The organism is Anaerocolumna jejuensis DSM 15929, assembly GCF_900142215.1.
GTDB classification, from domain to species: domain Bacteria; phylum Bacillota; class Clostridia; order Lachnospirales; family Lachnospiraceae; genus Anaerocolumna; species Anaerocolumna jejuensis.
The window spans coordinates 64117-79739 of record NZ_FRAC01000011.1; the positions used below are offsets into that span (position 1 = coordinate 64117).

Below are 15623 nucleotides of genomic sequence, written 5' to 3' on the forward strand. Positions count from 1 at the left end.
TAAAATGAGTGGGAGAAATTTTGCGGAAGTACGCAATGGAAATATAAGGCGTAGAGCTATGAACCGGATTTGTAAAAAGGAGGTTTTAATTAATGATGGAAAACAAAGGAGAAATCGTGATTTTTGGTGCTTATCCGCAAAACAGTGAAGATGTTTCCGCAAAAGAGCCGATAGAATGGCTTGTGCTTGATAGAAAAGATGATTGTATATTTTGTACCAGCAAGTATTTACTTGACTGTAAGCCTTATCATAAGGAGCTTGAAAAAGTAACGTGGGCAACATGCACTTTACGGCAGTGGTTAAATGAGGATTTTTACAACCTTGCTTTTACTGCGGAAGAGCAAAAGCGTATACTTGTTTCAGATGTTAAAAATCCTTGCCAAGCTACTGAAGACCGTATTTTTCTATTAAGCAATAATGAAGCAGAGACCTATTTCGAGCTTGAAAAACGTTGTGCGAAAACGACAGCTTACACAAGAGCAAAGGGAGCATGGTATCTTTCTGAAGAAAATGATATCTACAATGGTAACGGCTCATGGTGGCTTCGTTATCCCGAGTATATGGAGGATGAAGATGAGGAGGACGAAACCTATGAAGTATTAAGCTGTGTCAATTTTGACGGTTACATTGAAGCGTATGCAGATGAGGTAAATGCAGAAAATTGTTCTGTTCGTCCCGCCCTTTGGCTGAAGCTGTAATTCAAGATTATAATATAGGAAAGTAAAATATATTATAGATGTTTTATAATAAATTTATGAATTTATACATAAATAGATTAGTAGAAAGGGGAAAATATATGAAGAAGCTTGTATCTGTGGTAATGGCTACTCTGCTTTTTGCGGCCCTGCTCACCGCATGTGACAGTAAGGAAAAAGGAACCGCAATAGAAAACTTACCTGCCGATAATAATGAAATCTATGGCTCCGGCAGTATGCCTGAGGAAAGCACAGTATATATTAATGACCTCCTTTACAGAAAATATGAGCAGGGAGTATCCCTGGAAGAAAACTCTGCCTTAGTAATAGAAAATCCGATGATTGAAAAGGAAGAGAATGAACAGGTTTCTATTTATGTTATGAATCATAAAAACGGAGAAGTAACAAAGTTAATGGATTATGAAGGCGGAACCATTCAGTTCAGAGCGGATTCCGACGGTGTATATTCCTTCTTTGCAGTGGCAGAAGACGGCAAGGGTGAAAGCCATATAGAGGATATCACCGCTCAGGCAGGTACTGAGATAGAGTATCAGAGAGAAGAAAGCGGAATGAGAGAGGTCCGGCTTTGCATGGAAAATCGCAGTTGACAAAATTTGAGCCTGGTGTTATGCTAAAGTTCAATTGATGTATGATGTCGAGTTTATTTGACAATACTATATTAATAATTAAAGGCTGTGAAAAGAAGAGTAGATAATGTTTTGCGCGGACAGAGAGCCCTTCAGCTGCTGAGAGAGGGTCACGGAAAAGTTATTGAAGATGGTCTTGGAGCTTCGCACCGAATGGGAGACCTTTAGGCTGCGACGGGAGCACCCGTTATCATGATTACCTGTAAGATACTCAATAGAAGAAATCTGATACAGAGTTGGATCGGCAGGGAAGAGGGCCTTATCAGGGCTGAATTAAAGTGGTACCACGGGAGCATGTTCTCGTCTTTAAATAAGGCGGGGGCTTTTTTTAGTTTATAGGAACACATAACCCGGGAAGGAAATCTATTGAAACAAGCAGTTCAATCACCTGAATTTTATTGTTAAAATGCAGGATTAATAAAATTACAGCAGGAGGCATATTTATGTGTAATTGTAAAAAACCTTATTATATCACTACTGCCATTGCCTATACCTCGGGGAAACCCCATATTGGCAACACCTATGAGATCGTATTGGCAGACAGCATTGCAAGATTTAAAAGACAGCAGGGCTTCGATGTATTTTTCCAGACAGGCACCGACGAGCACGGCCAGAAGATTGAGAATAAGGCAGAGGCAGCAGGAATTACCCCAAAGGAATTTGTAGACGGAGTAGCCGGACAGATTAAGGATATCTGGGATCTGATGAACACCTCATATGATAAATTTGTCCGTACCACGGATACTTATCATGAGGAACAGGTTCAGAAAATCTTTCAGAAGCTTTATGAAAAGGGAGATATCTATAAGGGCTTTTATGAGGGACTTTACTGTACTCCCTGCGAATCCTTCTTTACTCCTTCCCAGCTTGTGGATGGCAAATGTCCCGACTGCGGCGGTGAGGTGCAGCCTGCCAAAGAAGAGGCTTATTTCTTAAAATTGAGCAATTATACCGACAGGCTTATTGAGCATATTAAGGCACATCCTGAGTTTATCCAGCCGGAGAGCAGAAAGAATGAAATGATGAACAATTTCCTTCTTCCGGGCCTTTCCGACCTTTGCGTTTCCAGAACCTCATTTAAATGGGGAATACCCGTTAATTTTGACAGCAAGCATGTGGTTTATGTATGGCTGGATGCGCTAAGCAACTATATTACCGGCCTTGGCTATGACGTAGACGGCAATCACGGAGAAAAGTATAACAAATACTGGCCTGCCGACCTCCATCTGATTGGCAAGGATATTTTAAGATTCCATACCATTTATTGGCCTATTATGCTGATGGCTCTTGATATCCCCCTTCCGAAGCAGGTATTCGGCCATCCATGGTTATTGCAGGGAGAAGGCAAGATGAGCAAATCCAAGGGAAATGTACTCTATGCCGATGAGCTGGTTTCCTATTTCGGTGTGGATGCAGTCAGGTATTTTGTTCTTCATGAGATGCCTTTTGACAACGACGGTGTTATTACCTGGGAGTTAATGGTGGAAAGAATGAATTCTGACCTTGCCAATACTCTTGGAAATCTTGTAAACAGAACAATTTCCATGTCCAATAAGTATTTTGACGGTGTTGTAAGAAATGCAGGAGTAAAGGAGCCGGTAGACGAAGAATTAAAAGAACTGGCTGTTAAGACCTGCGACAAGGTAGTGGCAAAGATGGAGCAGTTAAGAGTAGCAGATGCCCTGACAGAAATCTTTACCCTGTTTAAACGCTGCAATAAGTACATTGATGAGACCATGCCCTGGGCCCTGGCTAAGGAAGAGAATAAAAAGGAAAGGCTTGAGACCGTTCTTTACAACCTGGTAGAGAGTATTACCATTGGTGCCAGCCTCTTAAAGTCCTTTATGCCGGAAACCTCAGAAAGAATTCTTGCCCAGTTAAATACGGACTTAAGAGAAATTGTTGCCTTAAAGGAATTTGGTTTATATCCTGACGGAAACAAGGTTACAAAAACCCCTGAGATTTTATTTGCAAGGCTTGATATGAAGGAGGTCCTTGAGAAAGTAGAAGCACAGAAAGCTGCCGAAAAGGTTGCAGAAAGTGTCGGGGAAGAAACGAAAGAGCAGGAAAGCGGTAAGAAGGAAGCAGTAATTGACCTTCCGGCCAAAGACGAGATTACGTATAATGATTTTGTCAAAATGCAGTTTCAGGTAGGTGAAATTATTGCCTGCGAAGAGGTTCCAAAGTCCAAGAAGCTGCTTTGCTCCAAGGTAAAAATCGGAAGCCAGGTAAAGCAGATTGTATCCGGCATTAAGGCATACTACACACCGGAACAGATGGTGGGAAAAAAGGTTATGGTATTAGTTAACCTAAAACCCGCTAAGCTTGCTGGAATCCTCTCAGAAGGAATGCTTCTTTGTGCGGAGGATGAGAACGGAGACCTTGCTTTAATGGTACCGGAAAAGGACATGACACCAGGAGCGGAAATTTGCTAAAGACAGGGAATTTAAGCATTATAATATAATCAGAAAGAAAGCGGCCGAAGAAGCCGCTTTCTTTTAGTCTTACAGCCTATACAGTCATATCCCGCAGGAGCTTGATAAATATGCCGCCAAGCACCGAGCGGTTCTGAAAGCCTATCTGACGTCCGGTGACTGTGTCATACCAGTCGGTAAAGGGAACACGGCTGTTGGTTTCACAAAGAGAGCACCAAATCGAATGAATAATTTCCTCAAATAATTCCTTTGAATTGCAAAGGGTAGCCACCCATACCATCCAGTCCGTCTTGGTGTAGGTGTTCCGGGAATCCAGGGGGAGTCCGTACTGGTTCATTTGCTTTTTATAATAACTGGCTTCTTTTTCAATAATATCCTTTGAAAAAACATTTAACCCAAGCAATTCGTCCCATACCATATTATACTTCATACTCCAGGTTCCGGCAGCAGTAAAGGTCAGCTTATAATGATCCTCTTCCACACTTTTCTGCTCCCACTGGGCAGCCATCTCTTTGGCCAGGTGCAGATATTCGTCAGCCAGATCAATTTTCCCCAGCATTCTGCTCATTTTGGAAAAGGCAGCAATGGCAACAATGGCTTTTATGGAAAGGTTTGCGTTATGTGCCAGATGTCCGGCAAAGTCGTCAGTACAGAGCTGGTTTTCAGGGTCCAGTCCATTTTCCTTCAGATATTCGGCCCACTTGCTCAGAAGAGCCCAGTTCTGGGAAGCAAAATCCGCATTTCCATCCTGTATACTTACGGCTGCGGACATTATCAGCATATTGCCGCATTCTTCCACCGGCATCTGATATTTGAGAAGCAGCTTTCCATCCTCCATGCCGTATACCTGACCGTTTGCCTTGGGATAACATCCGGCATCGTGGGGAGCAAAATCAAAGGGCCAGGCTTCAGCAGCGGTGTATTGAAAGATGGGGCGCATCATACCCTTTACCAGCTCCGTATTATATAACAGAAACAAGGGAATGGAAGGGTAGCTGACATCTACCGTAGCCATACAGCCATTGCTGAAATTTTCCTTGGAGAAAAATAAAATATTCCCCTCCTGGTCCGCTGCAAGCTTATGGGCTGCAATTGCCTGGCGGTATGCCAGGGACAGTAAGTCATAATACCGTTCACCGCCGGCTGCAAGAGCGTCCTTTTTCAAAGTATCATTAAAATGACTGCATTTTTCCATTACATCACAGTACTCCAGGATGCTGCTCCTGAGCATATCGTCAAAGCTTGAGAAAGTGCGGGTCCAGTACCCGGGGAGCTTCTGGTTAAAATATTCCACGGAATAAATATCCTCGTAAGCCAGTACCAGATAGGAAGATACCGGTTTTTCCGGTGTGACGGTTCCGAAATCGGTTGAGCTGGCAAGGACAGGCCATGCTTCCCTAACAGGGGCGGACGGATGCGGCAGGTCTTCCCCTGCTATGCTGCCGGTCGTTATAAAAGTCTTCCTTAACCCGGAATCACCGGTACGGACAACAGAGCCAGGAGCCTTCCTGGCAGCCAGATTCACAAATCCCCAGTCTATACGCAGGTCGTCCCCGGTACGGTTTAATATGTTCTGTTCTGTGGTTCCGGCAGATACACATGTGATATCACTGCCAAGGCTCCTGCTGCCTGTTTGGACCTCCTGGCTGGTAGTATTCACGCACCACTCTGCCGTGATATCAAAATAAATGCTGAGGCTGTGGCTCTTTCCATCGGCGGAGGCAGCTTTAAAGGTGATATAGGAGGCAGGCCTTGCCAGAAGGTCAAGATTATCCATTAAAAGAGGGGTCGTAAAATCAGCAGTCAGCTCGATACCTCCCTCGGAAAAGGTGTATATACTGGAAAGTGGTTTGATTTCCAGATTTGTCTGCTTCATGGGGGGACAGTCAGGATATTCGGATTGCCCGGCACTGGGGGGAAGCTTTCCGGCAAATAAAAATGGATTACCGTCCACTAAAATAATTCCGGTCATGGAATTTTTAGCTCCGGTCCAGTGGCGGGTATAGTCTCCGTTTAACTGGTCGGCCATGGACCATACATTGAAATAGGGATCCACCGTAACCAGGGGAACTGCAGGTGCTCTGAATTGAGTATTCATAGTATTCTCCTTTAACATAACTTGTAAGTTAATTAAATAACTAAAATGTAACTTTAGTATAAAAAATACGGTTTCAATTGTCAATAAAAACTTTTGACTTTATAGTGAAATATGCCGTATTTAAAATGTTAAAAAGATTAAATTCTGACAATAGGCTGAAATAGTAAGCCTGCGGAAGATTTCTTGACTTATTAACTATTTAGTTATACAATAAGGATACAAAAAGGTTATTAAATGAGCATATAAAAGTAAAAACAGAGTATGAAAGAACAGTAAAACAGAGCATAAAAAACAGTAAAACAGAGCATAAAAAACAGTAAAACAGAGCATAAAAGAACAGTAAAACAGTGTATAAAAGAAAAGATAAAAGAGTGGTAAAAGAACAGAACAAGAATAGAAAATGAAAAAGCAGCCAGTGAGGATTTTATGAATATAGAAGTGAGCACAGATAATATAAAATTTTTTGAAGCCCTTTCTTCAGCAACCCGCATCCGTATTCTGGAGATGCTGGCTGGCGGAGCTATGAATGTGAAAGAAATTGCCGGAGCCCTGGAGCTGTCCTCTGCCATAGTAACCAGGCATGTCCAGCAGCTGGAGGAGGCCGGGATAATCAAATGTGAGAATGCTTCCGGTATCCGCGGTATCCAGAAAATATGCAATCTGGATTTGGACCAGGCAGTGTTGTTCTTCCGGCCAAGGGGTAAGCAGAACAGCACCATTACACATTCCATCCCAATTGGGCTGTATCACTCCTACAGCATTACTCCCACCTGCGGGTTATCCTCAGACACCAGAATCATCGGTCTCCTGGATGATCCAAGGTATTTTGCTGACCCTGAGCATACGAAAGCAAATATTCTTTGGTTTGGAAGCGGCTGGGTGGAATACCGGCTTCCCAATTACCTGCTGGGAAACCAGGAGGCCAGGTATATAGAGATTTCCATGGAAATTTGTTCGGAAGCCCCCGGCTATAATGATAACTGGCCTTCCGACATCAGTTTTTTTATCAATGGGATTGAAATCGGGATGTGGACTTCCCCAGGGGACTTTGGCAGCAGCAAAGGAGTGTTTACACCTGATTGGTGGAACCATGGAACCCAGCACGGCTTATTAAAGACACTGTTAGTCAGTACGGAAGGAAGCTATATGGACGGTATCAGAATCTCGGATATTACCATAGGCCGGCTTGGGATAAGCTACGGGCAGGATATCGTATTTAGGATTGCAAATTCAGAAACCTCCGGAAATGTAGGAGGGGTCACGATTTTTGGTAAAAATTTTGGAAACTATAATCAGGATATTAATGTCACAATAGATTACCTGAATAAGGCCAAAGCATAAGATTGATTAGTTTTAAGCTATATGTTAGTAATTTAGTATAGTAACAGAGTATTGTATTTCATTTAAATTTAAAAGAGGCAGTTTGGCTATACATCTTAAAAAATATAGCACAAGCTGCTTCTTCTAATTAAATATTAGGGTCGTTCTAAATGGGTTTAGCAAATTAAGACATAATTTTATCCAGCTCTGGATTCATCGCGTAGAAGTCCTTTGCATCCAAGTGCTCCTGGACTCTTACCAGTGCTTCACCGAAACGCTGGAAGTGGATGACCTCCCTTTCCCTTAAAAAGCGGATAGGCTCTACGATTTCAGGGTCAGTAACCAGGCGTAGGATATTGTCGTAGGTGGTTCTTGCTTTCTGCTCTGCTGCCAGGTCTTCTGTCAAGTCGGTCAAAGCATCGCCTTTAGACTGGAAAAAGCAGGAATTAAAGGGGATTCCACCGGCTGCCTGGGGCCAGAGGCCGGTGGTATGGTCGATATAATAAGCATCAAAGCCACTGGTCTTTAACTGCTCTGCCGTCAGATTCTTCGTCAGCTGATACACGATGGCGCTGATGATTTCCATATGGGCCAGCTCTTCTGTACCGATGTCGGTAAGCAGGCCTGTTATTTCCTTGTAAGGCATGGAATAACGCTGGGAGAGATAACGCATGGAAGCAGCCAGCTCTCCGTCAGGTCCGCCGAACTGGCTGATAATAAGCTGTGCCATCTTTGGATCTGGGGTTGAGATTTTTACCGGAAACTGTAATCTTCTTTCATAGGTCCACATTCTTACACTGCTCCTTCCCATGGCCATGGGCAATGAACCCAGTTCCACATTGTATTTTCTTTTACCCGGTACTGCTCAATGGGGCCATAGGCAGTCTCGTATTCGGATAGTGCTTTTTCCCTTTCACTCCTATACCTTTCATAATAAGCAAGGGCATCCTTGTCAAAGGGATGAGTATCCAAAAATAAGCGTACTTCGTCCAGGACAAAGCTCACTTCCTGAAGTTTTTTCATTGCTTCGCATTTTCCTTCTTTCATAGCAAGGCACCTCCTGTTCCGTAAAAGGGCAGGTCATATTCCTGAAAGATGGTACCGGCCTGAAACCCTTGCTTGGGATCATATAAATCCTTAAAACACTGCTTCTTTATTGTCACCATAGCAAGAGGCATCGTAACAGGTGCATCGGGACCCTGGTTGTCACAGGGCAGGGAGGGAATACCTTCGTTAGGCGTATCTTTTGGCATAACCGTGTAATTAGCCTGTGCGATGTTCATTTGTAGACTCCTTTCTAAAAATAACAAAAACGCATATACTAATTTTTGCTCTTATTATTTTATAAGGTGTTGACAGCTGCAATAAAAAAGAACAAAGAATGTCCTTCATATATAGTGTCTCATCTCTAAAAGATAAGATTCAGGTAAATTGAGAGAAGATAGGGAAAGCTTAGTGAATATGGAAGAAATCATGGACAAACAGATAGGATATCACTTATAATGTCTTAATGGAATTATGATATAGCAGTAGTATACGGAATTTTTATTTTTTAATAAATTTTCATTGAGGTATTCTGGAAAGGAGTTCTTACCATGATTTTTGAAACACATGCCCATTATGATGATGAAGCATTTGATGAAGATAGAAGCGAGTTAATTGATGCCATAAAGGAAGCTGGCATTGTATCGGTGGTCAATATCGGAGCGAGCCTTTCAAGCTCCAGAGCTTCCCTGGAATTAGCGGATAAATACCCTTTTTTTTATGCTGCGGTAGGGGTGCATCCCAGTGAAACAGGAGAATTGACAGAAGAAAATTTCAAATGGCTGAGAGAAGCCTGTAAGAATCCGAAAGTAGTTGCTATCGGAGAAATAGGGCTTGATTATTACTGGGACACGCCGGACAGAGCAGTACAAAAGGAATGGTTCCTGCAGCAGATGGAGCTGGCAAAGGAGCTTAAGCTGCCGGCAGTTATTCACAGCAGGGACGCCGCAGAGGATACCCTTAAGATGATACAAAGCAGCAAGCTGGAATCGGTGGGCGGTATCATACATTGCTTTTCCTACACAAAGGAAATGGCAAGGATTTATATGGATATGGGCTTTTATCTGGGAATCGGAGGAGTCCTTACCTTTAAGAATGCAAAGAAATTAAAGGAAGTCGTAGAATACGCACCAATAGAAAGGCTGGTATTGGAAACGGACTCACCTTACCTGGCTCCGGAGCCCAACAGGGGAAAGAGAAATTCATCCTTAAATCTGACTTATGTAGCACAAAAAATTGCTGAAATTAAGGGCTTGGATTATGAAACCGTGCTGGACATAACAGAGCAGAACGCAAGGAAGGTATACCATATCAGTGAGTTGTAAATGGTAATCAGGCTGTTATAAAGGGATAAGTTAAAAATAAGTGAGTTAAAATAAATAAGTTAAAAGCTGTAAAAGGAAAAGTGCCCATATTTTTCAGATTCAGCGCAGAAAGGGTGAATGGATGGCATCACTGGGTAATCCAAAAGAAACAATAGAAATACTAAATAAATACCACTTTAATTTTCAGAAAAAATTCGGACAGAACTTTTTAATCGATACCCATGTTCTGGATAAGATTATAAAAGCAGCTGAGGTGGGGAAAGATGACCTGGTAGTGGAAATCGGGCCGGGAATCGGCACCCTTACCCAATACCTGTGCGAAGCAGCAAGGGAAGTGGTTGCGGTTGAGATTGACAAGAATCTGATACCCATATTGGAGGATACACTTTCCGCCTATGACAATATTACGATTTTGAATGAGGATATTTTAAAGGTGGATTTAAACCGGCTGGTACAGGAACGAAATGGCGGCAGGCCTGTTAAAGTGGTTGCTAACCTTCCCTATTATATTACAACTCCTATTATCATGGGGCTGTTTGAAGCCCATGTTCCGGTGGAAAATATAACGGTTATGGTGCAGAAGGAAGTTGCCGACAGGATGCAGGCAGGTCCCGGAGGCAAGGATTATGGAGCCCTGTCCCTGGCCGTACAGTATTATGCGAAGCCCTATATTGCTGCCAATGTTCCGCCTAATTGCTTTATGCCAAGGCCCAATGTGGGCTCGGCGGTAATCCGTCTTACACTTCATGGGGATAAGCCCGTGGTCATTAAGGATGAAGCTCTTATGTTCAAGCTGATTCGCGCTTCCTTTAACCAAAGAAGAAAGACCCTTGCCAACGGCCTTAACAACAGTGAAGAAATCAAGCTGTCCAAGGAGCTTATTACAGAAGCAATAACAGAGCTGGATTTCTCTCCAAGTATCAGGGGAGAAGCCCTTACTTTGGCGGATTTTGCAGCTCTCAGCAATTTGATTTACGACAAGCAAGGATAAGACTACCTTTGTTTAGTCATTGTATAATGTCGAAATATCACCCTTTTATATTGACATATCTCCCTCAGAATGATATCTTTTACTGGCGAAGTCAGACAAGAACGGATAAAACCCCCTAATTCAGAAGGAGATAGTATAATGTACTTAGGCAAGATAACAGGTAACATCATAGTAGGACAATCAGGCGGCCCGACCGCGGCGATCAATGCCAGCCTTGCAGGCGTTTACAAGGCCGGGAAGGATGCAGGTGCAGAAAAGGTATTTGGTATGCTCCATGGTATCCAGGGACTTTTGGAAGGAAAGCTGATTGACCTGTCCGAGAAAATAACCTGTGATTTGGATCTGGAATTGTTAAAGAGAACACCTGCTGCCTATCTTGGCTCCTGCCGATATAAGCTGCCGGATTATAATAAGGATACAAAGGATTATGAGAAATTATTTCAGATATTAAAGGAACAGGAAATATCCGCGTTTTTCTATATCGGCGGAAACGATTCCATGGACTCCATAAGGAAGCTTTCGGAATACGGCGAGCTTTTAAAAAGTCCCATTCGTTTTATCGGAATTCCCAAAACCATAGATAATGACCTTGAAATAACGGACCACACCCCAGGCTATGGAAGTGCTGCCAAGTTTATTGCAGCCTCCACAAAGGAGATTATCAGGGACAGTCTGGTGTATAACCAGAAAAACCTGACCATTATAGAAATCATGGGAAGACATGCCGGCTGGCTGACAGCCGCCGCCGCACTGGCAAAAGGGAATGACTGCGAAGGAGCAGACCGAATCTATCTGCCGGAAAAGGATTTTGATAAAGATGCCTTTCTAAAGGATATCACTGCCCTGCAAAAAGAAAAGAAATCCCTTGTAATAGCAGTTTCGGAAGGAATTCATCTGGCAGACGGAAGATTTGTCTGCGAGCTTTCGGACAAGGACTTTTATGTGGATGAATTCGGACATACCATGCTGACCGGTGCCGGTGCTTACCTGTCGGCACTGGTAAAGAGGGAAATTGGCTGCAAGACAAGGGCCATTGAGCTAAATACCCTCCAAAGATGTGCGTCCCACATAGCTTCTCTTACCGATATTGAAGAAGCCTTTGAAGTTGGTAAACGAGGTGTTATAGCGGCAGCTGCGGGAGTGACCGGTGTAATGGCAGTGATTAAGAGAGTATCGGATTCCCCTTATCTTTGCACCTATGAGACCCACAACATCAAAGAGATTGCCAATATGGAGAAGAAGGTTCCTTTAAGCTGGATTAAGGAAGAAGAGGATGGAATGAGCGAGGAATTCCTCCGGTATGCAAAACCGCTGATTATGGGCGAAGTAATGCCGGTAATGGTAAACGGACTGCCCATGCATCTGGAATATGTCAGCGAAAGATAACTAAAATTCAATGGATATAAAAGAAAGAGCCTGCTGTATGCGAGAACCTGACGGATACAGCAGGATTTTTTTATTTACAGCCGGTTAAATTATGGGCCGGAAAAGAATTATAGAAATATCATCCCATGAAAGGTACTCCCAGCTTTTAGCAGGTAATAGTCTTCCCTAAAAGGCAAGCTGTTGAATTGCCTGTTAAAAAAGGTATTAATTACTTATATATCATAGGGCTATGGAATATAAAGCCGGTAGAATTAGCATCGGATATTGAAATTTTCCTGAATTTATTATATTATTCAGTAAAATATTTACTTGTCCTGCTCTTGGAGGTTTTCGGTTAGCATCTAAAGTAAAAATTATTTATAGAATTTCCTGGCTTAGATGCCATTGATCTTATCAAACAGGCTGTGAATAGCCTTTTGCAGATAGTATGTTTACGATTATTACATAGATAGGGAGAGCGCGAATGCAAATTATCGGACTGATTTTAGCCATACTTGTAGTCATATCAATTTCCAATGCAAGGAAGAACAAATTATTAAAAGCTGCCCTGATTCAGGATTTTGGAAAGGAAAAGGGGAAGTTTAACTGTGAAAGTGAAATAGAAAGCATCCAGTATTATTTTAACAGCAAAAGAACATGTACGGATGTTGATGATGTTACCTGGAATGACCTGGATATGAACAGGCTGTTTAATGAAATGAACACCTCCATTACCAATGTGGGTGCGGAGTATCTATATGCATTGCTCCGTAAGACAGAAAACAGCCAGGAGATCTTAGAGGAAAGGGACAAAGCTATCGAAGCCATAAATAACAAGGATGAACTGCGAATCGGGCTGCAAATGATATTATGGAAAGTCGGGAGAAGCTACAACCACTCTGTTTATGAGACCCTGGATAAATGCAGAAGGATAAATATCGGCTCCGTTTATCCTCATTTATCCGTATTTATAGGCTTTATGGCATCAACCCTGCTTTTATTCTATCATGTATGGCTTGGAGTATTTGCATTTGCGGTCTGTATTACCCTGTCGGTAATATCCTATCATATAACAATGAGAAGAATGCCTGAGTTTAATCACTGGCATTTAAAGTGCTTTGCAAAGATGCTGAAAGCAGCCCGTCAGATAGCAAGGATAAAAGACGGTGAAATGAATAGATATGCGGAAGAAATGAAAGATATCAGGAAATGCTTTAAATGGGTACAGCTAAAATCCATCTTTTTAACGAATAACGGGGTGGGGCTGATTGCGGATGCAGCAGACCTGGTATTGGATTATATCCGTATCCTGACCCATGCGGATATTATTATTTTGTACAGCCTGTCAAAAACGATTAAGGAAAATTTTGATGAAGTGGAAAGGCTTTATGAAATTATCGGATTTCTTGATTCCATGATTTCGTCAGCCTCCTATAAAAGGCAGCTGCCTTATTTCTCAAAACCGGTATTCTGCGGGGAAGATAAAAAAATCCTGGAGATTGAAGGGTTATATCATCCACTGCTGGAGCAGCCCGTAGCGAACTCAATAAAGGAGAGTCGAAGCATAATCCTGACTGGCTCCAACGCTTCCGGCAAATCGACCTTTTTAAAGGCTGTTGCTATAAATGCCATATTAGCCCAGTCATTATTTCTGTCAACCTCCAGGTATTATCAGGGGAGTTACTTTCAGGTATATACTTCTATGGCTTTAACGGATAATCTTGCAGGGAAGGAAAGCTACTTTATAGTTGAAGTCAAGGCAATAAAGCGCATCCTGGAAAGAAGGGACAGAGAAAGGCCTGCCCTATGCTGTATCGATGAGGTGCTCCGGGGTACCAATACTCTGGAGAGAATAGCAGCAGCGTCTGAGATCTTAACGGAATTGGGCGGTGATAATGCAATTTGTTTAGCTGCTACCCATGATATCGAACTGGCGCATATGCTGGAGGGTCTTTATTCCAATTATCATTTCCAGGAAAGAGTGGAGGAGGACGAAATTACCTTTGACTATAAGCTGTATAAGGGAATATCTGCTTCCAGGAATGCCATCAGGCTGCTTAAAATGATGGGGTATGGGGACCATATTATAAGCCGGGCCAATAAAAGACTGGACAACTACTTAAGAAGCGGGATATGGGATACATCCTTAGAAAATTTATGACCGCATATTACTTTGGCAGTATATTACTGTATATGTCTTTATGCGTATACTTGATAGGAACATTCAAATCGTTGAAGGGAATATTCATTTTATTTTACAGGAGTATTCAAAAAAATACTTGACCTTCGCCTTAGGCGAAGGTTTATCTTTGTTATATCAAAGATAAGGAGAACAAATATGTATACAATAAAACAGGTCTCGGAAAGGTTAAAAATCAACCCTAATGCCTTGCGGTTCTACGAAGAAAAAGGACTGGTAAACCCTTGCCGGGGAGAGAATGGTTATAGGGACTATAGTGTTGAAGATATCAGCAGATTAGAGATAATCGTCCTTTATCGGAAAATGGGATTTTCAATAGAGGCAATCGGAAAGCTCGTACAGGATAACAGGAACCGGGAATTATTAAATCAGTTTGTAGCACAGTATAGTATATTGAATCATCATATACACACTATGTGTACTGTCAGGGAAACCCTGGGGAAATGCGTGGAAGAGCTGTTGGATAAATCGGTTCTGAACAGCCATATTTTAGAAAGAATGGAGCAGACTGCGGAGATTATTGCTATCTCTGAGGAGTGGGAGGATAAGTGGGATTTTGATTCCTGGGCTGAAAATTATGATACCGATATCCGTAAAAAAGGAAGTGGATTGGATTTCTATCATAATTACAATAGGGTCCTTTCAACCACAGCAAATGCTATCTTGTCAGGAAAGGTGGTTGAAATCGGCATCGGAACCGGCAACTTGGCAAAAGCAGCTCTGGAAAAGGGATTTTTACCGGAAAATTATATCGGAATAGACCAATCTGTAAATATGCTGAAGGAGGCCAGAAAGAAATGCCCGGATATTATATTGAGAATAGGGGACTTTCTTCATCTGCCGCTGGAAAACAGTACATGCGACAGCATTGTAACCTCCTATGCCTTTCATCATTGTACTCACGAGGAAAAGGTGCTTGCAATTTCGGAAATGAATAGAATCCTCAAAGGGCAGGGGAGAATTATTATTACAGACCTGATGTTCACGGACAGCAGCAATCGCAGGAGGTATGAAGAAGCCTGCACAGAGGCAGAAAGAGAAGATTTAAAGGATGAGTACTTCGGAAATATTGATGAAATGGAAGCGATGTTAAGCAGCCATGGCTTTTGCTGTATCCATAAAAGGATTGATGATTTGATATGGATGATAGTAGCAGACAGAGATAAAAAATAAACGAAAAATATAACAAATAAACAAACTATGAACAAACAGACGAATGAACAGACAAACGTATGAGCAAACGAATGAGTAAACAAATAAATGAACAAACAAACGTATGAACGAACAAAAAAATGAATGAACAAACAGACGTATGTACGAACAAACGAACGGACAAAAGAAAGACCGGCAGAAGGTAATGACAAACTCTATATAGTACCAAAGCCAGGGATGGTTACCAAAGGATAATAAAGGCTTTGGGACGAATTAGGACACTGTATAAAAGAGATATCTGCTTCTTTTATACAGTGTCCCTGTAATAAGGGGGATGTGCATTTGTATACA

At 42.2% G+C, this 15623-nt stretch carries 13 protein-coding genes and 1 other annotated feature; of the genes, 9 read left to right on the forward strand and 4 right to left on the reverse strand.

The window, feature by feature from the left end:
- Window positions 1-92: 92 nt before the first annotated feature.
- From BUB77_RS11445 to metG, 3 genes are all read left to right on the forward strand, one after another.
- Window positions 93-698: a DUF6273 domain-containing protein gene (locus BUB77_RS11445; RefSeq protein ID WP_073275950.1), complete on the forward strand. Its 606-nt coding sequence runs from the start codon at window positions 93-95 to the stop codon at window positions 696-698.
- Between the two features lie 98 nt (window positions 699-796).
- The gene (locus BUB77_RS11450; RefSeq protein ID WP_139241162.1) at window positions 797-1303 is read left to right on the forward strand and encodes a hypothetical protein; all 507 of its coding nucleotides are present in this window, start codon (window positions 797-799) and stop codon (window positions 1301-1303) included.
- Window positions 1304-1381: 78 nt separating this feature from the next.
- Window positions 1382-1653, forward strand: a binding site (T-box leader).
- A gap of 132 nt (window positions 1654-1785) precedes the next feature.
- Complete coding sequence (metG, locus tag BUB77_RS11455) at window positions 1786-3777, forward strand: methionine--tRNA ligase (protein ID WP_073275952.1); 1992 nt, start codon at window positions 1786-1788, stop codon at window positions 3775-3777.
- A 76-nt stretch (window positions 3778-3853) separates the two neighbouring features.
- Here the strand turns inward: metG and BUB77_RS11460 are convergent, their stop codons facing one another.
- The gene (locus BUB77_RS11460) at window positions 3854-5875 is read right to left on the reverse strand and encodes a glutaminase family protein (protein ID WP_073275953.1); all 2022 of its coding nucleotides are present in this window, start codon (window positions 5873-5875) and stop codon (window positions 3854-3856) included.
- A 426-nt stretch (window positions 5876-6301) separates the two neighbouring features.
- Here BUB77_RS11460 and BUB77_RS11465 point away from each other — a divergent pair, with 426 nt between their 5' ends.
- Window positions 6302-7216, forward strand: coding sequence for an ArsR/SmtB family transcription factor (locus BUB77_RS11465; protein WP_073275954.1), 915 nt, complete (start codon window positions 6302-6304; stop codon window positions 7214-7216).
- A gap of 163 nt (window positions 7217-7379) precedes the next feature.
- Here the strand turns inward: BUB77_RS11465 and BUB77_RS11470 are convergent, their stop codons facing one another.
- The 3 genes from BUB77_RS11470 to BUB77_RS11480 are packed head-to-tail and all read right to left on the reverse strand — an operon-like array spanning window position 7380 to window position 8478.
- Complete coding sequence (locus BUB77_RS11470) at window positions 7380-7985, reverse strand: manganese catalase family protein (protein WP_073275956.1); 606 nt, start codon at window positions 7983-7985, stop codon at window positions 7380-7382.
- A 2-nt stretch (window positions 7986-7987) separates the two neighbouring features.
- Window positions 7988-8242 carry a spore coat protein CotJB gene (locus BUB77_RS11475; protein ID WP_073275958.1) on the reverse strand — a complete coding sequence of 85 codons (255 nt, stop codon included), beginning with the start codon at window positions 8240-8242 and terminating at the stop codon, window positions 7988-7990.
- Entirely contained in the window at window positions 8239-8478 is a 240-nt protein-coding gene (locus BUB77_RS11480; RefSeq protein ID WP_073275960.1) for a spore coat associated protein CotJA, read from the reverse strand. The genes BUB77_RS11475 and BUB77_RS11480 overlap by 4 nt, the downstream gene beginning before the upstream one ends.
- Window positions 8479-8790: 312 nt before the next feature.
- On the opposite strand from BUB77_RS11480, the gene BUB77_RS11485 reads away from it, so the two are divergent.
- The 5 genes from BUB77_RS11485 to BUB77_RS11505 all read left to right on the forward strand — a co-directional run bounded on the left by BUB77_RS11485 (window position 8791) and on the right by BUB77_RS11505 (window position 15293).
- Complete coding sequence (locus BUB77_RS11485) at window positions 8791-9564, forward strand: TatD family hydrolase (RefSeq protein WP_073275962.1); 774 nt, start codon at window positions 8791-8793, stop codon at window positions 9562-9564.
- Between the two features lie 121 nt (window positions 9565-9685).
- The gene (gene rsmA, locus BUB77_RS11490; protein ID WP_073275964.1) at window positions 9686-10555 is read left to right on the forward strand and encodes a 16S rRNA (adenine(1518)-N(6)/adenine(1519)-N(6))-dimethyltransferase RsmA; all 870 of its coding nucleotides are present in this window, start codon (window positions 9686-9688) and stop codon (window positions 10553-10555) included.
- 138 nt (window positions 10556-10693) lie between these two features.
- Complete coding sequence (locus BUB77_RS11495) at window positions 10694-11941, forward strand: 6-phosphofructokinase (protein ID WP_073275966.1); 1248 nt, start codon at window positions 10694-10696, stop codon at window positions 11939-11941.
- 463 nt (window positions 11942-12404) lie between these two features.
- Window positions 12405-14081: a MutS-related protein gene (locus BUB77_RS11500; RefSeq protein WP_073275968.1), complete on the forward strand. Its 1677-nt coding sequence runs from the start codon at window positions 12405-12407 to the stop codon at window positions 14079-14081.
- Between the two features lie 177 nt (window positions 14082-14258).
- Complete coding sequence (locus tag BUB77_RS11505) at window positions 14259-15293, forward strand: MerR family transcriptional regulator (protein WP_073275970.1); 1035 nt, start codon at window positions 14259-14261, stop codon at window positions 15291-15293.
- Window positions 15294-15623 lie beyond the last annotated feature (330 nt).